The organism is Kitasatospora brasiliensis (assembly GCF_032654805.1).
Taxonomy (GTDB): Bacteria; Actinomycetota; Actinomycetes; order Streptomycetales; family Streptomycetaceae; genus Kitasatospora; species Kitasatospora brasiliensis.
The window spans coordinates 415,521-438,329 of sequence record NZ_JAUOOW010000006.1 but is presented as its reverse complement, the minus strand read 5'-3'; the positions used below and the strand labels follow the sequence as shown (position 1 = coordinate 438,329).

Genomic DNA, 22,809 nt, shown 5'->3' with positions numbered 1-22,809 from the left:
GATCCGAGCGGCGCCGCGTCACAGTCATGCTACCCGCCAGTAACCAGCCTGCCCAGGCCCTGCGGAGGGATCGGACCGTGTGTCCCGCGACACGTTCCCGACCGCCGCGACCAGGAACGCCGCTCCCGGGCACGACGAAGGGGATGTCGCCCGTACGGACGACATCCCCTTCGATCTGTCGCTGGATCAGCCCTGCGGGTGATCAGCCCTGGGCCGTGGCGGCGGCGGCGAACGCGGCGGCCATCGCCGGGGCCACCAGGTCCACCTGCCACTGCCGGGCGCCGAGCCCGCGCAGCGCGGCGGCCACGGCCTGGGGGCCCTGGTCGGACGGCGGCTGCCAGGACACCCGCCGGACCACGTCCGGCGTCATCAGGTTCTCGGCCGGCAGGTGGTACGTCTCGGCCAGCTCGGCGATCGCGGCGCGCGCGCCGGAGAGCCGGGCGGCGGCCACCGGGTCCTTCTCGGCCCAGGCCCGCGGCGGGGGCGGCCCGTCGTGCGGCGCGGCGGCCGTCGGCAGCTGGTTCTCCGGGATCTCCCGGCCGCGCTGCACGGCCGCCAGCCACTGCTCCAGCTGGCGCCGGTGCACCCGCGGCCCGAAGCCCTGGACGGCCTGGAGGGCGGCGATGTTCAGCGGCATGGCCAGCGCGGCGTTGACGATCGCGGCGTCCGCCAGCACCCGGCCGGGGGAGACGTCGCGGTCCTGCGCGATCCGGTCGCGGACCAGCCACATCTCACGCACCACGGCCAGCTGGCGGCGCCGACGGATCTTGTGCAGCTGCGAGGTGCGGCGCCACGGGTCGGTGCGCGGGGCCGGGCGGGGCGCGGCGGCGATCGCGGCGAACTCCTCCATCGCCCAGCCGAGCTTGCCCTGGCCGTCCAGCTCCTGTTCGAGTGCGTTGCGCAGCTCGACCAGCACCTCGACGTCCAGAGCGGCGTAGCGCAGCCACGGCTCGGGCAGCGGGCGGGTGGACCAGTCGACGGCGGAATGCTCCTTGGCCAGGCTCAGCCCGAGCACGTTCTCGGTCATCGGCCCGAGGCCGACCCGGGGGAACCCGGCGATCCGTCCGGCCAGCTCGGTGTCGAACAGCCGCTGGGGTCTCATGCCGACCTCGGAGAGGCAGGGCAGGTCCTGGGAGGCCGCGTGGACCACCCACTCGGCGTCCTCGACGGCCTTGCCGAGCGCGCTGAGGTCAGGGCAGGCGATCGGGTCGATCAGGGCGGAGCCGGAACCCGCGCGGCGCAGCTGGATGAGGTAGGCGCGCTGGCCGTAGCGGTAGCCGGAGGCCCGTTCGGCGTCGATGGCCACCGGTCCGGTGCCCGCGGCGAACGCGGCGACGGCGGCGGCGAGCGCCTGCTCGTCCTGAACCACGGCCGGGATTCCGTCCCGCGGCTCTAGGAGCGGGACCGGGGCTGCTTCTTCTGGGATGGCTGCTACGGCGTCGGTCACCCACCAAGGGTACGACGGTCCTCGCGACCGGGAGTGTTGTCGGACTGGTCAGACTGTTGATCGACCGGGCGGCGGCCGCGGCCGGGGCGCCCTTGGCCGGGCCCGGCGCGGAACGGCCCGCGGGGCCCGGCCGGCCGGCCGAGCCCCCGGACAGCGTCGCGGCGGCCGAGGAGGAAACGTTCCTCCTCGGCCGCCGCAGCGGTCCGGAGTGCCCGGCTCAGTGGATGATGCCGGTGCGCAGCGCGACCGCGACCATTCCGGCACGGTCACCGGTGCCCAGCTTGCGGGCGATCCGGGCGAGGTGGCTCTTCACGGTGAGCGCCGACAGGCCCATCGCCACGCCGATCGCCTTGTTGGACTGTCCCTCGGCGACCAGTCGCAGTACCTCGACCTCGCGCCCGGAGAGTTCGCGGTACGCGGCCTGCTGCGCGCCCGGCGCACCGGGTGCTCCGGGGGCGCCCGGGGCACCGGCGGCGCCCGGCATGCCCGGCATCCCGGGGCGGCGCATCCGCCCGGCCAGCCCGGCGGCGCCGAGCGGCAGGCCGGGGCGGCCCGGCATCGCGACGTTCGTCCGGGTACCGGTCACCACGTAGCCCTTGACGCCGCCGGCCAGCGCGCTGCGGACCGCGCCGATGTCGTCGGCCGCGGACAGCGCCAGGCCGTTGGGCCAGCCCGCGGCGCGGGTCTCGGCGAGGATGGTCAGCCCGGATCCGTCCGGCAGGTGCACATCGGCGACGCAGATGTCGCGCGGGGTGGAGACCCGGGGACGGGCCTCGGCGATCGAGGACACTTCGATCACGTCCCGGACACCGAGTGCCCACAGGTGGCGGGTGACGGTGTTTCGGACACGGGGATCGGCGATGACCACCATGGCGGTGGGCTTGGTCGGCCGGTAGGCGACCACGTTTGCGGGGTGCTCAAGAAGGACCGACACCAGGTCTCCTGCGGGGAGTGGCGGACGGAACCCCGATGGGGGCGGTCGGAGTGTTCCGCGTTCGGAAAGGGTCACAGTGTGCTTCGGCAGCAACCGTGCCCGGCTTTAGCGAAAGATCACGATCTAGTGAGTAACAATACGGACAAATCGCGCAAATGATTGACGCGACATGCCTGGTATTCGCACAGAATCGATCGGATTCGATGCCGATCGGTCGGTATCGACCGGTGAATTGACGCAGAGCGGGGTCCGAAGTCACACTCCGTCAGCACGGAGGGGCGTCCGTCAGCCCTGGGGGTGGCGTACCGGCCCTCGGGTGTCGTCGGGGCCGGACACCACCCGTCAGTGCGACCTGGGGCGTCGCCGGGCCGGCATCGGGACCACTCCACCGAGTGAAGGAACCTCGGTGGGCCCCTGCGCCGCCGGGGCGGCCGGCGGCAGGCCGGCGCTGATGCACAGCAGGTCCGCCCAAGCCGCCAGGTGCCGCTCGAAGCGGCCGTCGGCCGGGGTCCAGGAGGCCCGGATCTCGACCTCGGTCGAGGACGGGCGGTCCGCCAGGCCGCCGAAGTACTGGGAGGAGGCCAGGGTCACCGTGCCGGACGGCTCCTCGAACCCGGCGCCGTGCGCCTGGAGGGCGTCCAGCAGCCAGGCCCAGCCGACCTCGGAGACCATCGGGTCGGCGGCCATCTCCGGCTCCAGCTCGGCCCGGGTCATCGTGACCACCCGGAACTCCCCGTTCCAGGCCTCCTGCCCGGCCGGGTCGTACAGCAGCACCAGCCGGCCGTCCGCCAGCTCCTCGCCGTCCACCTCGACCGAGGCGGTCACCGCGAACGAGTACGGGGCGAGCCGGCGCGGCGCCGGCGCGGGGGAGAGCTGCACCTCGGGCCGCAGCCGGGCCCCGTCCAAGGCCGCCACCGCCGCCCGGAACTCGCTCGGCGCCCCCTCGCGACCCACTCCGCCACCTGCTCCGCCACCCTGCGCGGGGTGCCCTCCGACCGCTGCCATGACCCGAAGACTAGGTCGAAGAACGGGGTTATCGCCGCAACTTCTCTCCCAGCGGCGTGCCGGAACGGCAAACCCGGACAGATCTTGGAGGAACCCACGAGACCGGTCGGGAACCCGCGCCCGGCACGCGTGCGAAGATTTGACGCGTGAGCGAGACAACGGCAGACAGCACGGCGGCCGCCAACGACGGCCCGACCACCCCCGCGCGCCGCGGCGCCGCGTACGACTCCGCGTTCCTGCGCGCGTGCCGGCACGAGCCGGTGCCGCACACGCCGGTGTGGTTCATGCGCCAGGCGGGCCGCTCGCTGCCCGAGTACCTGAAGGTCCGCGAGGGCATCCCCATGCTGGAGTCCTGCATGCGGCCCGAGCTGGTCAAGGAGATCACCCTCCAGCCGGTGCGCCGGCACAAGGTCGACGCGGCGATCTTCTTCAGCGACATCGTGGTGCCGCTCAAGGCGGTCGGCATCGACGTCGACATCAAGCCCGGCATCGGCCCGGTGATCGCCGACCCGATCCGCACCGCCGAGGACCTCAAGCGGCTGCGCCCGCTGGAGCCCGACGACGTCCCCTACATCACCGAGGCCGTCGGCCTGCTGGTGGACGAGCTCGGCGAGACCCCGCTGATCGGCTTCGCCGGCGCGCCGTACACGCTGGCCAGCTACCTGGTCGAGGGCGGCCCGTCCAAGAACCACGAGAACACCAAGGCCATGATGTACGGGCAGCCCGAGCTGTGGGCCGCCCTGGTGGACCGGCTCGCGGACATCACCTCGGCCTTCCTCAAGGTGCAGATCGAGGCCGGGGCCTCGGCCGTCCAGCTGTTCGACTCCTGGGTCGGCTCGCTGGCGCCGGACGACTACCGCCGCTCGGTGATGCCGTCCAGCACCAAGGTGTTCGACTCGGTCGCCTCGTACGGGGTGCCGCGGATCCACTTCGGCGTCGGCACCGGCGAGCTGCTCGGGCTGATGGGCCAGGCCGGCGCGGACATCGTCGGGGTGGACTGGCGGGTGCCGCTGAACGTCGCCGCCGAGCGGGTCGGCCCGGGCAAGGGCCTCCAGGGCAACCTCGACCCGGCGGTGCTGTTCGCGCCCACCAAGGTGGTGGAGACCAAGGCCCGCGAGGTGCTGCACGCCGCCCAGGCGCTCGGCACCAGCGGCCACATCTTCAACCTCGGCCACGGCGTGCTGCCGTCCATGGACCCGGACGCGCTCAGCCGCCTGGTCGCCTTCGTCCACGAGGCCAGCGCGCGCTGACCCCCCCTGTACTGGGCCTCCGGCGCTCCGGAGGCCCACTACAAGGCCGTGACCTCGATCCCGGCCCGGCGCAGCAGCGCCGCCGTCACCCCGTCGCCGGGGCGCAGCTCCCCGGTGAACGTCCCGTCGTACACCTGCCCGCAGCCGCAGGACGGGCTGCGCGCCATCAGCACCGCCCGCCGGGCCCCCGCCTCCTCGGCGGCCGCGAGCGCCGCCCGGGCACCGGCCAGGAACTCCCCGGTGCAGTCCGCCCCGGTCGCGTCCACCACCCGGGCCCGCCCGTCCAGCACGTCGGCGCCGTCGCCGCCCACGATCTCGGCCGCCGGCCGCGGCGTCGGCAGCCCGCCCGCCCCCTCCGGGCACACCACCACGGCCCGGCCCTCCTCGACCAGCCGCACCGCCGCGTCCGAGGTCTTCGCCCGTCCGTCGTACCGGCAGGGAATCCCGGCCAGACACGCACTCACCACAATCGGTTCCACAGCACACAGAGTAAGCGGGGGGTCGGCGAGCACTCGAACTCGCGACCGTACGGTCAAGGTCCGCAAGTGCGCCGAGGCAGGCATCGGGCACTACTGGATCGCCGAGGAGGAAGAGGACGGCCGGGCCGCTGTGCACGTCTTCGAGCCGGAGACCGCGACCTCCTCCTACGCCCCGGCCGGGATCTTCCGGCCATCACCGGAGCGTCCGGTGCCGTTCCCGATCTCGATCGACCTCACATGTGCAGTGGATTGAGGGTTCGGCGTAAGGACCTGCGAGACTGCGAGGCATGTCGGATGCACAGGTCGTCGTCGTCGGTGGTGGGATCGCGGGGCTGGCCGCGGCCGCGTTCCTGAGTGGGGCGGCCGGGGGGCCGGCGCGGGCGCGGGTGACGGTGCTGGAGGCGTCCGGACGGGTCGGCGGGAAGCTGTGGGGCGGCGAGGTCGGCGGGGTCCGGGTGGACCTCGGGGCCGAGTCGGTGCTCGCCCGGCGGCCGGAGGCGGTGGAGCTGGCCCGTGCGGTCGGGCTGGGGGAGGAGCTGGAGCCGCCGACCACCGCGAAGGCGGCGATCTGGACCCGGGGCGCGCTGCGGCCGCTGCCCGGCGGCCAGGTGATGGGCGTCCCCGGTGACCTGGAGGCGCTGGCCGCCTCCGGGGTGCTGACCGCCGAGGGGCTGGAGCGGGCCCGGCACGAGGAGCCGACCGAGGTCGGCGAGGACGTCGCGATCGGCCACTACGTCGCCGACCGGCTGGGCCGGGAGGTGGTGGACCGGCTGGTCGAGCCGCTGCTCGGCGGCGTCTACGCCGGCCGCGCCGACGAGATCTCGCTGCGCGCCGCCGTGCCGCAGCTGCTGCCGATCGCGCGCGGCGGCGGCTCGTTGGTCGCGGGGGTGCACGAGCTGGCCTCCCGTCCGAAGGTGGTCGGCACCCCGGTGTTCCAGGGCCTGCGCGGGGGCCTGGGCACCCTGCCCGGGGCGGTCGCCGAGGCCTGCGTCAAGGCGGGGGTGGACCTGCGCACCGACGCCCCGGTGGACGAGCTGCGCCGCACCCCCGACGGCTGGCGGGTGGTGACCGGAGGCGAGGTGCTGCACGCGGACGCCGTGGTGCTGGCCGTCCCGGCCCCCGCCGCGGCCCGGCTGCTGCGCGAGGACGCCCCGGCGGCCGCCGCCGAGCTGGACACCGTCGAGTACGCGGGCATGGCCCTGGTGACCCTGGCCTTCCGCCGCTCCGACCTGGCCGAGCCGCCGAGCGGCAGCGGCTTCCTGGTGCCGCCGGTGGACGGCCGGCGGATCAAGGCCTCGACCTTCTCCTCCAACAAGTGGGGCTGGCTGGCGCGCTCCGCGCCGGACGCGTTCCTGCTGCGCACCTCGCTGGGGCGCCACCGCGAGGAGGAGGCGCTGGGCCTGCCGGACGAGGAGCTGGTGGCGCGGTCGCTGGCGGACCTGAAGGAGGCGATCGGGCTGACCGCCCGGCCGTACGACACCTTCGTCTCCCGCTTCGAGGCCGGTCTGCCGCAGTATCCGGTGGGGCACCTGGACCGGGTGGCCCGGGTGCGGGCGGCGGCCGGGCGGGTGGGAGCCCTGGCGCTGTGCGGCGCCGCGTACGACGGGGTGGGCATTCCGGCGTGCATCGGTTCGGCCGCCGCCGCCGCGGCGGCCATCGACAAACTGTTGACCCCGGCGACCGGGGAAGCTTCCACGGAGAGGACAATGGACGCATGACTGAGAGCGTTGAGCGGGAGCCGGAGCAGCAGCCCGAGAAGAAGAAGGCGCGCGACCTGAACCAGGTCATCCGCTACACCATGTGGTCGGTGTTCAAGCTCAAGGGCGCCCTGCCGGAGGACCGCACCGCCCTGGCCACCGAGGTGGAGGAGCTGTTCGAGCAGCTCGCCGCCAAGGACGTCACCGTGCGCGGTACGTACGACGTCTCGGGTCTGCGGGCGGACGCCGACATCCTGGTCTGGTGGCACGCCGCCGACTCGGACGACCTCCAGGAGGCGTACAACCGCTTCCGCCGCACCGGCCTGGGCCGGCTGCTGGAGCCGGTCTGGTCGAACATGGCGCTGCACCGCCCGGCCGAGTTCAACAAGTCGCACATCCCGGCGTTCCTGGCCGACGAGCGTCCGCGTGACTACGTCTGCGTGTACCCGTTCGTCCGCTCGTACGAGTGGTACCTGCTGCCGGACGCCGAGCGGCGCGCGATGCTCGCCGAGCACGGCCAGATGGCCCGCGGCTACCCGGACGTGCGGGCCAACACGGTGGCCTCGTTCGCGCTCGGCGACTACGAGTGGCTGCTCGCCTTCGAGGCGGACGAGCTGCACCGGATCGTCGACCTGATGCGCGACCTGCGCCCCTCCCGGGCCCGGCTGCACGTCCGCGAGGAGGTGCCGTTCTTCACCGGGCGCCGCAAGCCGATCAGCGAGCTGCTGGGCGGCCTGGTCTGAGCGACCGCCGACCTCTCGGAGGCCGGTTCCCCGCGTACGGGGAGCCGGCCTCCGGGCTTTGCGCGGGCCGGTCGTTACGGCCGCGGCCCGGCGAACTCGCGCAGGACGTCCGTGTAGTGGCCGCCGAGGTCGACCCGGGTGATGTCGCGGAGCCGGTACTTGGTCGGCTTCGGGTACCACCGGGCCTCCGGGTCGACCTCGTGCAGCCGCAGCGAGCGGGGGCGCAGCTCGGTGACCGTACCGACCCGGCAGACGTCCGGATCGATGAACTCGGCGTGCAGGGCGATCAGGCCGTACGCGGCGGAGGCGGCGGCGATCAGGCCGGAGTGCTCGTCCAGCGGCAGCTCGGCGCGGGGCGGCGGGACCGGCCACAGGCCGCGGCCGCGCAGCGACCGTACGGTCAGGCTCTCCTCGCCGCCCCGGTCGCGGATCTTGTGCAGCGAACAGGTGTGGACGGCCGTCCAGCCGTCGAGGCGGTGGTCGACGCAGTTGGCGAGCAGGGTCCAGACCGGGCCGGTGCCGAGGACGAAGCCCTCCAGCCGGTCCGCGCCGGGGAGCGTGCGGCGCAGCCGGACCAGCCGCCCTTCGGCCTGGGCGCGGTCGAGTACGGTGTGGTCCCGGGTGTCCATGGGGGAAGTCTGCCCTGGTCACAGGGGTGCGCGCAGCCGGCTTTCAGCTCCGGCGCGGGCGCAGCGCGGCGCGCAGCCGGGCGTCGGGGAGGACGGCCGGGCCGTTCATGGCGACGGCGGTGAGCAGCTCGCGCTCCTCGTCGTCGGTGAGGCCGCGCTGGCGGGCCGGGCGGACCTCGCGCAGCACCTCCTGGCCGACCGGGGAAGCCCAGCGGGTGTACGGGTAGACGTCGATCCGGGCCATCAGCAGGGTGCCGGAGGTGAGCACCAGCGGCAGCGAGAACCAGGCGAACAGGGTGACGGTGTCACCGCCGGTGAAGCCGCTGACGGCCAGTGAGGCGGCCAGCAGGACCAGCGACAGCAGCAGCGCGTGCCGGACCTGTCGGACCACCACCACGGTGTTGCGCTGCACCAGGACCGGGGTGGCCAGGCCGGCCAGGGCGAGCCGGGCGCCGATCTCCAGCACGGTGGGGTGCTCGGCCATCGCCAGCCGCAGCTCGACGGTGCGGCACTGCCCTTCGGGGCCGACGGTGGCGATGACCGCCCGCTCCAGGCGGCTGCGGCCCCTGGGGTCGACCACGGTGGTCCAGCCGGTGTGGGCCAGGTGCAGCCGTCCTCGGCCGGCCATCAGGACGAGGGTGAGTTCGACCACCCGGTCGGGGCCGCCGGCCAGGTAGGCGGTCTCGTACAGGCCGATGCCGACGGCTTCGGGCGGCCGCAGGCCGTTCCGGTCGGCCAGGGCGTCGGCGGTGGCGGTCATCCGGATCAGTCGGAGGCAGGACAGCACCGCCGCGACACAGGCCGGTATGAGGAACAGCAACCACATGGGCTTGTTGTATGCCCGCGCCGACGCCGCGCGTCAGGGGTTCCCGGTTCGCGATACCGAACTGTGACGTCCGGCGGCGGCCGTGCTCAGCCGCCACCACAGCCGCCGCCGCAGCTGGATCCGCAGCTGGAGGAGGACGACGAGCCGCAGCTGGATGAGCTGGACCCGCAGCTGGAGGAGGACGAGCTACAGCTGGACGAGCTGGACCCGCAGCTGGACGAACCGCAGCCGGAGGAGACGGTGGAAGCGGAGGAGCACGACGAAGAAGACGACGAGGACGACGAGGAGGACGAGGACGAGGAGGACGACCCGGACCAGGACGACGCGGCCGCCTGCCGCATGGCCTCGTCCCCGGCCGAGGCGGCCAGCATCGCGGCCTCCAGCTCCGGGTTGTCCAGCCCGACGGCGGCCAGTCCGCCGAGCGCGAGCGCGCCGAGCAGCGCGCCGCCGGCCAGCTTGGGCGACACCCCGTCCTTGGGGGTCCACGGCGTGCCGCCCTTCATCAGGGAGAGCTGGCGCTGCCCGGCCGGGGTGATCGGGCCCTTGACCGGCCGGGTGGCGAGCAGCGAGACGAAGCCGACGAACAGCAGCATGCCCGGGATCCAGAGGTTCGGGCGGTCGTGACCGGCGGCGCCGTCGTCGAGCAGCTCGGCGACCACCGTGGAGGCCGCCACGACGAGCAGCGCGAGCCAGAGCAGCCGGTGGGCGGTGGCGGCCCGCCGCTGCCGCTCGGGGCGGCGCACCAGGCCGCGGTCGGCGAGCCGGTCGCCGATCTCCCGGACGGCGGGGGAGCGGGTCACCTCGCGGCGCAGCGGGCCGAGTTCGCGGCTTCCGGTCGGGCCGACGGCGTCCTGGATCGCCTTGTCGACGGCGTCGTACGGCTTGGAGCCGGTGAGCGTGACCAGGCCGGAGCGGCTGACCACGGCCTGCTCGCTCAGGTGCATCCGGACCAGGGCGGTGTCGAACACCCGCCCGCTCCCGCCGGACAGGTACGCCGTGTCGAGCAGCGACAGTCCGCGGCCGGGCAGGCCCTTGGCGTACCGGACCCGGAAGACGCGCTGCCTGGCCTGGTAGGCGTACAGGACGGCGGCCACCAGCAGGACGGCCGGGACGATGAAGTAGCTGTTGTGCCACATGGATGGTTCCCCCGAGGTGGTGATCGTGCGTCAGGGCGTTGCGGAGGTCGTCGGCGGGCGGCGGCGCAGCGCCCGGCGCAGCCGTGCGAGCGGGCCGGGCGGCCGTACGGGTGCCGGGTGGAGCCACTGCTCCAGGGCCCGGCGGTGGTCGGCGGCGAGCGGGCCGCCGTCGGTGAGCACCCACCGGGCGAAGGCCCGGGCGTCGGCGCGGTAGCCGCCGGTCTGCGGGTGGGAGCGGGCGTAGTCGAGGAAGAGCGGCCGGTACCGCTCCCCGAGGATGCGGGGCAGCTCCGGGGCCACCTTGGCGGCGGTGCCACGCCGTTTGACGGCCAGTCCGGTGGACTGGGCGCGGACCTGGCGCTCGTCGAAGCCGGGTGGGACGGGGCCGCCGGCCACCAGGGCGGTCAGCAGCTCCTCCTGGCGCCGGGCCAGGCGCCGCCGGGCGGCGGCGAGGCCCTGGTCGGCGGCCTCGGCGGCCTCGGTGTCGGGATGCGCGGTGATCGGGTCGGTCATCGCCGGGTGCTCCCCTCCAGCACCCGGCGGATGGCGTCCAGTTCACCGGCCAGTTCGCTGGGCGGCGGGAAGTCGGCGTCCCGTTCCAGCAGGACGCCGGGCGGGTCGGTGCGCGCGCGGAGCTCGGCCAGCACCTCCAGCACCGGTTCGGTGACGGGGTGGGCGTGGGTGTCGTGCCAGATGCCGTCGACCAGGGTGCCGCCCGCGACGTGGACGTAGGCGAGCGCCTCCAGCGGCAGCCGGTCGAGTTCCGCGGCCGGGTCGATGCCGAGGTTGACCCGGTTGGTGTGCAGGTTGGCGACGTCGATCAGGAGCCGGACGCCGGTGCGCTCGACCAGCTCGGCGAGGAACTGGCCCTCGGTGAACTCGTCGTCCGGCCAGGCGAGCTGGGCGGCGACGTTCTCCAGGGCGAGCGGCACCGGCAGCTGCTCCTGGGCGATCCGGACGTTCTCGGCGATCACCCGCAGCGAGTCCCGGGTGCGGGGGACGGGCAGCAGGTGGCCGGCCTCCAGGCCGCCGGCCCGGACGAACGCCAGGTGCTCGGAGACCAGTGGGGAGCCGAGCGCCAGCGCGACGTCGGCGAGCCGGGCGAGGCGGCCGGGGTCGGGCAGGTCGGCGCCGCCGAGGCCGAGGCCGACGCCGTGCGGGACGACGGTGACGCCGCGTTCGCGCAGCACGGTCAGGGAGGTGGGCAGGTGGTCGGGGCAGACGTTCTCGGCGACCACCTCGACCCAGTCCAGGCCGGGTTGGCGCTCGACCACGGTGTCGATCTCGCTGCGCCAGCCGAGGCCGACGCCCAGGCGGGTGGCGGCTGCCCGGGGCGTGGTTCGGTCCATGGCAGGGGAAGTCATCGGTTCGCCCCCTTCGGAGGGCCGGGTGGGAGGGCCGTGGGCCGGTGGGGGCGTCGTCGCCCGGGCCGCGTGGCCGTGTTGCTGAGGATGTCCCCGGGAGGGGTGGCTGCCAAGCCTCACCTGGTCATCTCAGAGCATTATTTGAGCTTGCCACCCCGGCGATCAGAGGCCTTGGTCCCGAACCCGGACACCCCCGCCGCGGCGGTGCCCGGCGGCCCCGAAAACCGGAGGCGCCGTACGGAAGGGTCCGGTTAGCGTGGGAATCCATGACTACTCAGACAGCTTTGACGGTCCGTCAGTTTCACCCCGGTGACGCCGAGGCCGTGGTCGTGGCCCACCGGGCCGGGCGCGAGCACCTGGTGCTCTCCGCCGAGGCCCTGGCCTGGCAGAACGCCCAGCCCAGCCCCGAGGAGCACTTCCGCACCTTCGTCGCCGAGCTGGACGGCCGGGTGGTCGGCGCGGTGCGCTGCGGGGTGGTGCTCGGGACGACGACCGAGGGCGTGGGCTACGCCAATGGCAGCGTGCTGCCCGAGTTCCGGCGGCGCGGCGCGGCCACCGCGCTGCTGGCCGAGGCCGACCGCCACCTGTCCGGGCACGGGGTGACGGAGCTGCACACCTGGGTGGACGACGAGCCCGCCTCGCTGGCCTTCGCCACCGCCCGGGGCTACGCGCTCGGGCGCACGATGCGCTTCGCCGGGCGCGACCTGGCGCTCCCGCTGCCGCCGGCGCCGGTGCGCCCGCCCGGTGTCGAGCTGCGCCCGGCCGCCGACTGGGCGGACGACCCGCACCCGCTGTTCCTGGTCGAGGAGGACGCCGTCCAGGACGAGCCCGGCAGCGAGGTGCCGATGGACGCCTACACGTACCAGGACTGGCTGCGCTGCGACTGGACCCGGCCGGACCGGGACCGGGCGTTGAGCGTCGTCGCCGTGGTGGACGGCGTGCCGGCCGCGTTCAGCATGGTGCAGACCGACGGGGTGGACCGCTACTGGTCCGCGTTCTCCGCCTGCCGCCGGGAGTTCCGCGGCCGGGGGCTGACCAAGCTGGCCAAGCGGGAGTCGCTGCGGCTCGCGGTGGCGGCGGGCTACCGGTACGCGTACACCAGCAACGACACCACCAACGCTCCGATGCTGGCGGTCAACGCGTGGCTGGGCTACGAGCCCTGCGCGGGGGAGCGCAAGGGAATCCGGCAGGTGGGAGGGCCTGCCGCCGGTTCCTGACGCCTGTTCCGGACACCCGTTCCCGAAGCGGGGGACTTCGGCCAGATGTGGTCCAGACCACGTGGGACGAATCGGGGCAGTCCGGTGCCCATCGGACGCGAAGTGGCTGGAACCGTAACAGTTTTGCTCCGCCACTGACACGGCATGGGCATAATCGCGCACATGACGATCAGCCGTGCGAACGTGAGCGCGATTGCCGAGGACCTGTACGTGTGGCTCCCGCCGAAGCGTGGGTGGGGCCTGGCCAACTGCGGCCTGTTGGCCTCGGAGACCACCGCGCTCTGGATCGACACGCCCTACGACCCCTCGATGGCCGGGGAGTTCCTGGCCGCGAGCCGCCGGCTGCTGCCGGACGGGGTCGAGGTCGACCGGGTGGTCGTCACCCACGCCAACGGGGACCACCTGTGGGGCGCCGGGGTGCTCCCGGACGCCGAGGTGATCGCCACCCGTGAGGCGCTGGAGCACATCCACTGGGAGCCCACCCCGAAGCAGCAGCACGCCCTGGTCGCCAACAGCGACCCGGACTCGCCGCTCGGCGGCTACCTCCGGGAGCACTTCGGCCAGTTCGACTGGTCCGGCACCGAACCGGTGCGCCCGGACACCGTCTTCACCGGCGAGCTGGAGCTGACGGTCGGCCGCTACCCGGTGCGGATCAGCAGCCTGCCCGCCGCCCACACCGGCGGCGACCTGATGGTCCACCTCCCGCACCAGCGCGCGGTGTTCACCGGCGACGTGATCTTCTCCTCGACGCCCGAGCAGCCCGGCGACCACCCCTCGCACTGGGCCGGACCGCTGGAGAACGTCATCGGCGCCTGCGAACAGGCCCTGGCCACCGGCGCGGAGATCTTCGTGCCCGGCCACGGCCCGGTGCTCGACCGCGCCGGCGTCCGGGAGCACATCGCCTACCTGGCCTACGTCCGCGAGCGAGCCCACGCCCTGCACGCCGCCGGGATACCCGCGCTGGACGCCGCCCGCCGGGTGATCGCCGAGCAGCGCCACCCCGAACTCGGCCTGCCCGAGCGGCTGGTGCTGACCATCGCGGCCGAGTACCGGAACCTGGACGGCTCGGCGGCCCCGGGCGCCCTGGAGGCCCTGAGCCAGGTCGCCCTGGTGGCCCGGGAGCTGGCCGAGGACGCCGCCCACGGGCCGCGCCCGCGCACCGTCCGGAACTGACCCGCACCGGCCCGCCCGCTCCAACCCGCAAGCACCCCCGAGGACTTCGATGACGCTGATCGCGCTGATCGTCCTGGCGCTGGTCGCCGCCGTGGCCGCGGCCGTGCTCGCCCGCGGCCGGGCCGCCGCCCTCGCCCGGGCGGCGGCCGCCGAGACCGCGCTGGGCCTCGGCGAGGAGCGGGCCCGGGCCGCCGAGGGCAGGCTCGCCCGCGCCGAGCAGCAGCAGCGCGAGGCCCAGGAGTCCGCCCGGCGGTCCGCCGAGCAGGCCCAGCGGGCCGAGGAGCGCACCCGCGCCGCCGAGGACAGCGTCCGCGAGGCGCAGGAGACGGCCCGCCAGGCCCAGGACACCGTCCGCGACACCATGCGGCAGTGCGCCGCCGCCACCGCCCGGGCCGAGGAAGCCGACCGCGCCCTCGCCGAAGCCGAGGCGAAGGGCGCCGCGCTGCTCGCCGAGATCGGCCACCTCGCCCAGGAGCGGGTCGCCGCCACCGCCGTACGGCTCACCCACGCCAACGCGCCGCTGGTCGGCCCGCTGGACGCCAGGGCCGTCGGCCCCGAGGCCGTCCGGGCGCTCCAGGCCGTCCTGGACGCCGCCCAGGCCGCCCTCGCCGACGAACGCGAGCGGGTGGACGCCGCCGCCCGCGCCGCCATGCGCGGCGCCACCTCCCGGATCCAGACCCTGCTGTACCAGATCCAGAGCCTCGTCCAGCAGCTCCAGCACGAGAACGACGACCCCCGGCTGCTGGAGGTCGACTTCCGCAACGAGGTCGCGCTGCGCCGGATCCAGACCATCGCGGTGCTCTGCGAGGCCTGGCCGGGCCTGGCCCGCACCGACTCGCCGCTCGCCGAGGTCGTCGTCGGCGCGCTCTCGCGGGTGCCCGGCTACGCCCGGATCAAGGTCGCCAACCACCTGCGGGAGCAGCGCCTGGCCGTGGTGGCCCGGGCCGCCGAGCCGATCGCCGTCACCATCGCCGAACTGCTCGCCAACGCCACCGCCTACTCCCACCCGGAGACCGACGTCCCGGTCAGCGTCCAGCAGGGCGGCCGCGGCGCGCTGGTGATCATCGACGACAGCGGCATCGGCATGGACGAGGACCAGCTGCGCCGCGCCCGCCGACTGCTGGCCGGCCCGCCGGACATGCTGCTCACCGAGCTCGGCAACCCGCCCAAGACCGGCTTCGCGGTGATCGGCAAGCTGGCCCGCCAGTACGGCTTCACCTGCCACATCGAGCCCTCGCCGTACGGCGGCATGCGGACCATCCTGCGCATCCCGGCCACGCTGGTGACCGTCGTCGCCGACGAGCAGCAGCTGTCGGTGCTCACCCCGCTGCCGCTGCGGGCCGGCGCCGGCCCGGCCCCGGCGCCCACCGTCGCGGCCGTCCCGCCGATGCACGACGCCGACGAGCGGGACGGCCCGCGGCTCGCCGACCGCCACCACCAGCCGGGCCCGCACCCGGCGGCGGCCATCCGGGTGGTGCCCGACCCGGTCACGCCGCAGCCGGCCACCGGCGAAGCCCCGGCGGAGGCCGTCGTGGCGGACGACGGCACCGGCCTGCCCACCCGGCGGCGCCGCCGTCCGCTGGCCGCCGCCGCGCCGGCCCCCACACGGCCCGCCCCCGCCCGTACCGCCGGACGCACCCCCGAGCAGGCCGCCGCCCACTGGCAGGCGCTCCAGCAGGGCACCGACTCCGGCCGGGCCGCCGTGGCCGGAGCCGTCCGCGCGGACGCCGCCGACGCCGCACCCGAGAGCAGCGACAGCACCACCCGTACCCCCGCCGACCAGCCAGAAGGAGCCGAGCAGTGAGCAGCACGCCCAGCCCGACCACCACCGACGAGATCTCGTGGGTGCTGACCCCGCTGCTGGAGCTGCCAGGGGTGCTGCACGCCGTCGTCGCCACCGGGGACGGCCTGGTCGAGGGCGCCTCGGACAGCCTGGAGCGGGCCGGCGCCGAGCGGGTCGCCGCGATGACCGCCACCGTGCACGCCGCCGCCCGGGCGTTCACCAGCGCGTTCACCGACGCCGAGCGGCCCAGGCTGGCCCAGACCGTGGTGGAGTCCGACCTCGGCTACGCCATCGTGGTGCCCGCCGGGGAGAACACCTCGCTCGCCGTCTTCACCTCGCCGGACGCCCAACTCGGCAACGTGGCCTACCAGATGCAGGTCCAGGTCGCCGCCCTCGGTCGCGCACTCGCGACCCCGAGGCGGCGGCAGGACGACGACGGCCGGTCATGACCGCCCCCCGCAGGCGGATGGTCCCCGCCTACCTGGCCACCGGCGGCCGGAGCCGCCCCGGTGCCAAGGGCTTCGAACGGCTGACCGTCCTGTTCGCCGACCGCGAGGACCCGCCGGAGGCGCTCGAACCCGAACACCGCCGGCTCTGGGAGCTGCTGCGCCCCGGCGCGCTGACCGTGGTCGAGGCCGCCGCACACCTGCGGCTGCCGGTCAGCGCCACCGTCTTCCTCGCCGCCGACCTGGTCGAGGCGGGCTGCTTACACGCCCGCGCGCCGATCCCGCGCGCCCAGCAGACCGACCGCTCCATCGTCGAGAGGCTCCTCGTTGGACTCCGTGCGCTCCGATGACCCGGCCGGCCGGCCGGACCCGGAAGACCAGGCCGGCGGGCCGAGCCGGGTGGGCTACCTGCCCGGCCGGGACCAGACGCTGATGAAACTGGTGGTGGCCGGCCCGTTCGGGGTCGGCAAGACCACCCTCATCCGCACCCTCTCCGAGATCGCCACCCTGCACACCGAGGAGGCGATGACCGAGACCGGACGGCCGGTGGACGACCTGGCCGGCGTGCCCGAGAAGTCCACCACCACCGTCGCGGTCGACTTCGGCCGGCTCACCCTGCCCGGCAACATCGTGCTCTACATGTTCGGCACCCCCGGCCAGCGCCGCTTCTTCCCGCTCTGGCAGGACATCGCGCGCGGCGCCCTGGGCGCCCTGGTGCTCGCCGACACCCGCCGGCTGGCCGACTCCTTCGAGATCATGGACATGGTCGAGGAGCAGGGCCTGCCCTACGCCGTCGCCGTCAACCGCTTCCCGGACGCGCCGGAGCACCCGGCCGAGGTGCTGCGCACCCACCTGGACCTGCACGCCAGCACCCCGCTGCTGCTCTGCGACGCCCGCGACCGGGACAGCAGCCTGGACGCCCTGATCGCGCTGGTCGAGCACATCCTGGACGCCCTCCCCGCCACCCCGGAGCAGCCGTGACCGTCGAGTCCCGCCCGATCCCGATCCACGGCCCGGTCTTCGCCGCCGACCCCCAGCTGGTGTACGAGCGGCTGCGCCGCCACGGCGCCACCGCCCCGGTGGAGATCGGGCCCGGCGTCGAGGCCCTGCTGGTCACCGACTACCAGGCCGCGCTGGACCTGCTGCGCGACACCGACACCTTCTCCAAGGACTCCCGGCTCTGGCGGCACGAACTCCCGCCGGACTCCCCGCTGATGCCGATGCTCGGCTACCGCCCGACCGCGCTGTTCAGCGACGGCGAGACCCACGCCCGCTACCGGGCGGTGATCACCGACGCCCTCGCGCTGTTCGAACCGCACCGGCTCCAGCGCCAGGTCGCCGAGACCGCGCACCGGCTGATCGACCGCTTCGCCGCCGTCGGACAGGCCGACCTGATCGCCGAGTACGCCCGCCAGCTGCCCGCCTTCGCGCTCACCACCTGGTTCGGCGTGCCCGAGGAACAGCACGCCGAGATGGTGGCCGCGATCACCGGGCTGATCGAGTCCACCGAACGGGCCGGCGCCGCGTACGCCAAGCTCCTCGCCGTGGTCACCGCGATGGTCGCCGAGCGCCGCGAGCGCCCCCGGCACGACCTCACCTCCTGGTACGTCACCCACCCGGTCGGGCTGGACGACGACGAGGTGATCCGGCAGATCACCCTGACCCTGATCGCCGGACACGAGCCGACCACCAACCTGATCGGCAACGCCCTGCTGCGCCTGCTCACCGACGCCCGCTACGCCGGCTCGCTGTTCGGCGGCGCGATGACCGCCCACCAGGCGATCGACGAGGTGCTCTGGCACGCGCCGCCGATGGCCAACTTCTCGGCCCACTACCCGCGGTACGACATCACCTTCCACGGCCGCGAGATCGAGGCCGGCACGCTGATGCTGGTCTCGTACGCGGCCGCCAACTCCCAGGCCGCGCCGCCCGCCGAGGACAACGCGGTGCGCAGCGGCGAGAGCGCCCACCTGGCCTGGTCGGCGGGCCCGCACGTCTGCCCGGCCCGGGACCCGGCCCTGCTGATCGCGATCACCGCCATCGAGCAGTTGGGCAGCCGTCTCAGTGACCTCGAACTGGCCGTCTCCGCCGAGGAGTTGCTCTGGCGTCCGGGCCCGTTCCACCGGGCGCTGCTGCGTCTGCCGGTCCGCTTCCAGCCGGTCGGGGGGTAGCGCGAGGGCCCGGACACCCTGGGGTGCCCGGGCCCTTCCGCGCGCGGTTACCCGGCCGGCTTCAGCGTCAGCGAGACGCTGTTGATGCAGTAGCGCTGGTCCGTCGGCGTGCCGTAGCCCTCGCCCTCGAAGACGTGCCCCAGGTGCCCGCCGCAGCGGGCGCAGCGCACCTCGACCCGGCGCATGCCGAGCGAGGTGTCCTCGATGTACTGGACCCGGTCCCCGGCCAGCGGCGCGTAGTAGGACGGCCAGCCGCAGTGGCTGTCGAACTTGGTCTCGGAGCTGAACAGCTCGGCCCCGCACGCCCGGCAGCCGTAGACGCCGACCGTCTTGGTGTCGGTGTACTCGCCGGTGAACGGGCGCTCGGTGCCCGCCTCGCGGAGCACGTGGTACTCCTCGGGGCTGAGCTGGGCGCGCCACTCGGCCTCGGTCTTCTCGATCTCGTAGCTCATCACGGGCTCCCGGTCGCGGTTGGCGTCGGACGGACGTACGTCAGACGTTGGAGGCAACGTTCGCGAGGTGGCTGAGGATTTCCGGGCCCAGGTTGGTGACGTCGCCCGCGCCCATGGTGAGCAGCAGGTCGCCCGGGCGGGCCAGGCCGGCCAGCAGGGCGGGGGCGGCGGCGAAGGAGTGCTCGGCGGTGACCTCGGCGCCGGCCCGGCGGGCGGCGTCGATGATCAGCTCGCTGGTCACGCCCGGGATCGGGTCCTCGCGGGCCGGGTAGATGTCCAGCACCACCGAGGCGTCGGCCAGCGCCAGCGCCGCGCCCATCTCCTCGCCGAGCTGCTGGGTGCGGCTGAACAGGTGCGGCTGGAACACCACCAGCACCCGGCCGCCGCCGGTCAGGCCCTCGCGGATCGCCTCCAGGTCGGCGGTCATCTCGGTGGGGTGGTGGGCGTAGGAGTCGATCACCTGGACCCCGCCGGCCTCGCCCTTGAGCTGGAGGCGGCGGCGCACGCCGGTGTAGGCGCCGAGCGCCTTGGCCAGGTCCGCGGCCGGGACACCCAGCGCGATGCCGGCGGCCAGCGCGGACACCGCGTTGTGGGCGTAGTGGCGGCCGGGCACCGAGACGGTGAAGGACAGCTCGGCGCCGTCCAGCAGCACGGTGACCTCGCTGGTCATGCCGTGGGCGACCACCGAGAGCACCCGCAGGTCGGCGTCCTCGGCGGCGCCGACCGTCACCACGTTCAGGCCGTCGCGGCCGGCCACCCGGGCGGTCAGCTCGCGGGCGCCGTCGTGGTCGGCGGAGACCACCAGGGTGCCGCCGGGCGCGATCCGGCCGACGAAGGTCTCGAAGGACTCGTAGATCTCGTCGATCGAGGCGTAGTTGGCGTGGTGGTCCAGCTCCACGTTGAGCACGATCGCCACCTCGGGCGCGTACTTGTGGAAGCTGCGGTCGCTCTCGTCCGCCTCGGCGACGAAGATCTCTCCGGTGCCGTGGTGGGCGTTGGAGCCGGGGGCGTCGAGGTCGCCGCCGATCGCGTAGGACGGGTCCAGGCCCAGCTCGCCGAGGGCGACGGCGAGCATGCTGGTGGTGGTGGTCTTGCCGTGGGTGCCGGCCACCGCCAGCGCCCGGCGGCCGCCCATCAGCGCGGCCAGCGCGTCGGAGCGGTGCACCACCGGGATGCCGCGCTCCCGGGCGGCGACCAGCTCCGGGTTGTCGGCGCGGATCGCGCTGGAGACGACCACGCTGCTGGTGCCGGCCGGCACGTGCTCGGCGGCGTGGCCGATGTGCACGGTGGCGCCCAGCGCGCGCAGCGCGAGGACGGTCTCGGACTCCTTGGAGTCGCTGCCGGAGACGCTGGCCCCGCGCACGGCGAGGATCTTCGCCAGGCCGGACATCCCGGCGCCGCCGATGCCGATGAAGTGCGGGGCGTGCAGGTCGTGCGCGGCGTCGTTCAAGGCGTGGCTCCGTACGGGCGGGGACAGACAGGTCGGGCGGACGGGTCGGGAGGACGGAATCGTCCTCGCGGGCGGACCGCAAGGACGATTCTGCACCACCGACGGGCGGGGTCAGGAGTCGCTGGCGAACAGCCTGAGCACCGGGACCCCCACCTTGTGCCGGGCCTGGGAGGCCCAGTCGCGGTGGAAGAACTCCTCCACGAAGTGCGGTGAGGTGAGCACCACCACCTCGTCCGCCCGCTGGTCCTGGACGACGGCGCGCAGCCGGTCCAGCGGCTTGTCCTCGACCAGTTCGCCCACCGCCTCGGCGCCGGCCTCGCGCAGGTGGCGCAGGCTGTGCTCCAGCGACTCGGTGGCCACGGTCGGACCGCTCTCGGACTCGTCGTGCTCGTGGACCACCTTGTCGAGGTGGCCGAGGGCGACGTCGTCGAGCGCCCGCAGCAGTTCGTCCTGCTTGCCGCGCGGCTGCATCAGGACGACGAAGGACACCTCCTCCTCGCCGTGGAGCGTGGTGACGAGTTCCACGTCCGCGTCCGAGAGAGCCTTTTCGATCATCAGTACCGTCTTGAACACGTGAGTCCCTTCCAGTGGCCGGCCCCCGGGCCCCGGCATCGCATAACGGGATGGCGATCAGGGGGTCACGGGGTCATCCGAACCGAGGTGACGCAGGTAGCGGGTGAAGAGGAATCCTTTCTGCTCGATCAATGAGACCAGTCGCATCCGCTGCACGTCCGGCATTTGCGCGCCGTTCAGGATGCGCGGCGCGTCGCCGCCGGTGAGCAGCGGGGCCAGTGACAGGCACAGCTCGTCCAGCAGGCCGTCCGCCGCGAGCTGCCCCAGCAGGCGCGGGCCGCCCTCGGTCAGCTGCCGGGTCCAGCCCCGCTCGGCCAGCGCCGCCACGGCCGCCTTCAGGTCCACCGCGCCGGTGCCGGCGAGCACCAGGTCGGCCACCTCCGCGACCGCCCGGCGGCGCTCCTCGGAGGCGTCCTCGGTGGTGACCACCACCGTCCTGACCAGCGGCTCGGTGAACAGCGGCGCGGTCAGGTCCAGCTGGAGCGAGCGGCTCACCACGGCGATCACCGGGGCCGGGGCCTGACCGGCCGCCACCCGGGCCGCCGCGAACTCCTTGCGGGCCCTGGCCGGCCGGTAGCCCTCGGCGCGGACGGTCTCCGCGCCCACCAGTACCACGTCCGACAGTGCCCGCAGCACCCCGAAGATCCGCTTGTCGGCGTCGCCGGAGAGGCCGTCGGAGAGCCCGTCGAGCCTGGCCGCGCCGTCCAGGCCGGACACCATGTTGGCGCGCAGCCAGGGGCGTCCCCGATTCACCTGTTCGGGGTACGCGTAGACGGCGGCGAGCGATTCCAGGGCGGCCGGATCGGCGACTCGCTCACCCAGCGGGCTGATCAACTGTTGCATGGCCCCAGTCTTCCACTGCGGCGCCCGCCACCGCGGCCCGTGCGGGGTTCGGACGGCGAACCGGGCAGGCGTACCCTCTACTGATGTGCCCGCAGCCTCCCGCCCCGCGACCGACCAGCCCGCGACCGAGCCGATAGCCGCCGCGAGCGCCTCCGGCTCCCCGATCGCGCTCACCGACCGCCGCCCCGTCGTGCCCGCCGAGCGGCTGGTCGCCGAGATGGTCCCGCCGCCCCGGTTCGCCGAGGTGAGCTTCGGGACGTACATCCCGGACCCGAACCAGCCGAGCCAGTACGAGGCCGTCCAGGTCCTGGAGCAGTTCGCGGCCACGCTCGCCCAGGGAAACGGTTCCGCACCCAAGCGCAGCTGGTTCCGCCGCTCCGCCCCCGCGCCCACCGGCCCGGCCGGCGTCTACCTCGACGGCGGCTACGGCGTCGGCAAGACCCACCTGCTCGCCTCGCTCTGGCACGCCGCCCCCGGCCCCAAGGCCTTCGGCACCTTCGTCGAGCTGACCAACCTGGTCGGCGCGCTCGGCTTCCAGCAGGCCGTCCAGACCCTCTCCGGGCACCGGCTGCTCTGCATCGACGAGTTCGAGCTGGACGACCCGGGCGACACCGTGCTGGTCTCCACCCTGCTCGGCCGGCTGGTCGACAACGGCGTCAAGCTGTGCGCCACCTCGAACACCCTGCCGGAGAAGCTCGGCGAGGGCCGCTTCGCCGCCGCCGACTTCCTGCGCGAGATCCAGGGCCTGTCCGCGCACTTCCGCCCGATGCGGATCGACGGCCAGGACTACCGCCACCGCGGCCTGCCCGACGCCCCGCCGCCGTACACCGACCAGGCCGTCGAGGCCGCCGCCGCCCGCACCCCGGGCGCCTCGCTGGACGACTTCGACGCCCTGCTCGCCCACCTCTCCGCCGTCCACCCCAGCCGCTACGGCGCGCTCCTGGACGACGTCACCGCGGTCTGCCTGCGCGGCGTCAAGCAGGTCGACGACCAGTCCACCGCCCTGCGCCTCGTCGTGCTGGCCGACCGGATGTACGACCGCGAGCTGCCGATCACCGCCTCCGGCCTCCCCTTCGACCAGGTCTTCCCCGAGGACATGCTCCGCGGCGGCTACCGCAAGAAGTACCTGCGCGCCATCTCCCGCCTCGTCGCCCTCGCCCGCGACAGCGCCAAGTAGCACCCGCTTGTCGG

General features: G+C 74.3%; 23 protein-coding genes and 1 pseudogene. 12 read left to right on the top strand and 12 right to left on the bottom strand.

Annotated elements, in window-relative coordinates; genetic code table 11:
- Positions 1-79: 79 nt before the first annotated feature.
- The gene (locus tag QWJ13_RS24835; protein WP_316527153.1) at positions 80-202 is read left to right on the top strand and encodes a hypothetical protein; all 123 of its coding nucleotides are present in this window, start codon (positions 80-82) and stop codon (positions 200-202) included.
- Here QWJ13_RS24835 and QWJ13_RS24830 read toward each other — a convergent pair whose 3' ends face one another.
- The 3 genes from QWJ13_RS24830 to QWJ13_RS24820 form a co-directional block, all read right to left on the bottom strand.
- A complete protein-coding gene (locus tag QWJ13_RS24830) occupies positions 203-1,447 on the bottom strand; it encodes an HRDC domain-containing protein (protein ID WP_316527152.1) in 1,245 nt (414 codons plus the stop codon). It abuts the gene before it with no gap.
- Between the two features lie 217 nt (positions 1,448-1,664).
- Complete coding sequence (locus QWJ13_RS24825; protein WP_316527151.1) at positions 1,665-2,381, bottom strand: LuxR C-terminal-related transcriptional regulator; 717 nt, start codon at positions 2,379-2,381, stop codon at positions 1,665-1,667.
- Between the two features lie 342 nt (positions 2,382-2,723).
- Positions 2,724-3,386, bottom strand: coding sequence for a DUF3000 domain-containing protein (locus QWJ13_RS24820; RefSeq protein ID WP_316527150.1), 663 nt, complete (start codon positions 3,384-3,386; stop codon positions 2,724-2,726).
- Positions 3,387-3,622: 236 nt separating this feature from the next.
- Between QWJ13_RS24820 and hemE the strand changes: the two genes are divergently transcribed.
- Positions 3,623-4,636, top strand: a complete 1,014-nt coding sequence (gene hemE, locus QWJ13_RS24815; protein WP_316527401.1) for a uroporphyrinogen decarboxylase — start codon at positions 3,623-3,625, stop codon at positions 4,634-4,636.
- Positions 4,637-4,674: 38 nt separating this feature from the next.
- Here the strand turns inward: hemE and QWJ13_RS24810 are convergent, their stop codons facing one another.
- On the bottom strand, positions 4,675-5,115 hold the full coding sequence (locus QWJ13_RS24810) for a 2-thiouracil desulfurase family protein (RefSeq protein ID WP_432277595.1): 441 nt from the start codon (positions 5,113-5,115) through the stop codon (positions 4,675-4,677).
- Between the two features lie 287 nt (positions 5,116-5,402).
- On the opposite strand from QWJ13_RS24810, the gene hemG reads away from it, so the two are divergent.
- Both hemG and hemQ read left to right on the top strand, forming a co-directional pair.
- On the top strand, positions 5,403-6,833 hold the full coding sequence (hemG, locus tag QWJ13_RS24800; RefSeq protein ID WP_316527149.1) for a protoporphyrinogen oxidase: 1,431 nt from the start codon (positions 5,403-5,405) through the stop codon (positions 6,831-6,833).
- Positions 6,830-7,555, top strand: coding sequence for a hydrogen peroxide-dependent heme synthase (gene hemQ, locus QWJ13_RS24795; protein ID WP_316527147.1), 726 nt, complete (start codon positions 6,830-6,832; stop codon positions 7,553-7,555). Before hemG ends, hemQ begins: the two co-directional genes overlap by 4 nt.
- Positions 7,556-7,629: 74 nt before the next feature.
- Here hemQ and QWJ13_RS24790 read toward each other — a convergent pair whose 3' ends face one another.
- From QWJ13_RS24790 to QWJ13_RS34395, 4 genes and pseudogenes are all read right to left on the bottom strand, one after another.
- Positions 7,630-8,184 (bottom strand): hypothetical protein, encoded by a 555-nt coding sequence (locus QWJ13_RS24790; RefSeq protein ID WP_316527146.1) that lies wholly within the window; start codon positions 8,182-8,184, stop codon positions 7,630-7,632.
- A 43-nt stretch (positions 8,185-8,227) separates the two neighbouring features.
- On the bottom strand, positions 8,228-9,010 hold the full coding sequence (locus tag QWJ13_RS24785) for a TIGR04222 domain-containing membrane protein (RefSeq protein ID WP_316527144.1): 783 nt from the start codon (positions 9,008-9,010) through the stop codon (positions 8,228-8,230).
- Positions 9,011-9,096: 86 nt separating this feature from the next.
- The gene (locus tag QWJ13_RS24780) at positions 9,097-10,146 is read right to left on the bottom strand and encodes a TIGR04222 domain-containing membrane protein (protein WP_316527143.1); all 1,050 of its coding nucleotides are present in this window, start codon (positions 10,144-10,146) and stop codon (positions 9,097-9,099) included.
- Positions 10,147-10,176: 30 nt separating this feature from the next.
- Positions 10,177-11,495, bottom strand: a pseudogene (locus QWJ13_RS34395) (MbnB/TglH/ChrH family RiPP precursor modification enzyme).
- 281 nt (positions 11,496-11,776) lie between these two features.
- Here QWJ13_RS34395 and QWJ13_RS24765 point away from each other — a divergent pair.
- The 7 genes from QWJ13_RS24765 to QWJ13_RS24735 all read left to right on the top strand — a co-directional run bounded on the left by QWJ13_RS24765 (position 11,777) and on the right by QWJ13_RS24735 (position 18,300).
- Positions 11,777-12,727 (top strand): GNAT family N-acetyltransferase, encoded by a 951-nt coding sequence (locus QWJ13_RS24765; protein WP_316527139.1) that lies wholly within the window; start codon positions 11,777-11,779, stop codon positions 12,725-12,727.
- A 162-nt stretch (positions 12,728-12,889) separates the two neighbouring features.
- Positions 12,890-13,900 (top strand): MBL fold metallo-hydrolase, encoded by a 1,011-nt coding sequence (locus QWJ13_RS24760; RefSeq protein ID WP_316527138.1) that lies wholly within the window; start codon positions 12,890-12,892, stop codon positions 13,898-13,900.
- Positions 13,901-13,949: 49 nt separating this feature from the next.
- On the top strand, positions 13,950-15,704 hold the full coding sequence (locus tag QWJ13_RS24755) for an ATP-binding protein (RefSeq protein WP_316527137.1): 1,755 nt from the start codon (positions 13,950-13,952) through the stop codon (positions 15,702-15,704).
- Positions 15,701-16,132, top strand: coding sequence for a roadblock/LC7 domain-containing protein (locus tag QWJ13_RS24750; RefSeq protein WP_316527136.1), 432 nt, complete (start codon positions 15,701-15,703; stop codon positions 16,130-16,132). Before QWJ13_RS24755 ends, QWJ13_RS24750 begins: the two co-directional genes overlap by 4 nt.
- On the top strand, positions 16,129-16,479 hold the full coding sequence (locus QWJ13_RS24745; protein ID WP_316527135.1) for a DUF742 domain-containing protein: 351 nt from the start codon (positions 16,129-16,131) through the stop codon (positions 16,477-16,479). The genes QWJ13_RS24750 and QWJ13_RS24745 overlap by 4 nt, the downstream gene beginning before the upstream one ends.
- A gap of 82 nt (positions 16,480-16,561) precedes the next feature.
- Positions 16,562-17,110 (top strand): GTP-binding protein, encoded by a 549-nt coding sequence (locus QWJ13_RS24740; RefSeq protein ID WP_316527398.1) that lies wholly within the window; start codon positions 16,562-16,564, stop codon positions 17,108-17,110.
- Entirely contained in the window at positions 17,107-18,300 is a 1,194-nt protein-coding gene (locus QWJ13_RS24735) for a cytochrome P450 (RefSeq protein ID WP_316527134.1), read from the top strand. The genes QWJ13_RS24740 and QWJ13_RS24735 overlap by 4 nt, the downstream gene beginning before the upstream one ends.
- Positions 18,301-18,347: 47 nt before the next feature.
- On the opposite strand, the gene msrB is transcribed toward QWJ13_RS24735, so the two are convergent.
- The 4 genes from msrB to QWJ13_RS24715 form a co-directional block, all read right to left on the bottom strand.
- Positions 18,348-18,752: a peptide-methionine (R)-S-oxide reductase MsrB gene (msrB, locus tag QWJ13_RS24730; RefSeq protein WP_316527133.1), complete on the bottom strand. Its 405-nt coding sequence runs from the start codon at positions 18,750-18,752 to the stop codon at positions 18,348-18,350.
- Between the two features lie 40 nt (positions 18,753-18,792).
- Positions 18,793-20,181 carry a UDP-N-acetylmuramate--L-alanine ligase gene (gene murC, locus QWJ13_RS24725; RefSeq protein ID WP_316527397.1) on the bottom strand — a complete coding sequence of 463 codons (1,389 nt, stop codon included), beginning with the start codon at positions 20,179-20,181 and terminating at the stop codon, positions 18,793-18,795.
- Between the two features lie 132 nt (positions 20,182-20,313).
- On the bottom strand, positions 20,314-20,775 hold the full coding sequence (locus QWJ13_RS24720; RefSeq protein ID WP_316527132.1) for an indole-3-glycerol phosphate synthase: 462 nt from the start codon (positions 20,773-20,775) through the stop codon (positions 20,314-20,316).
- A gap of 57 nt (positions 20,776-20,832) precedes the next feature.
- Complete coding sequence (locus QWJ13_RS24715) at positions 20,833-21,618, bottom strand: pyrimidine reductase family protein (protein WP_316527131.1); 786 nt, start codon at positions 21,616-21,618, stop codon at positions 20,833-20,835.
- A gap of 85 nt (positions 21,619-21,703) precedes the next feature.
- Between QWJ13_RS24715 and zapE the strand changes: the two genes are divergently transcribed.
- Positions 21,704-22,795: a cell division protein ZapE gene (gene zapE / locus QWJ13_RS24710; protein WP_432277594.1), complete on the top strand. Its 1,092-nt coding sequence runs from the start codon at positions 21,704-21,706 to the stop codon at positions 22,793-22,795.
- Positions 22,796-22,809 lie beyond the last annotated feature (14 nt).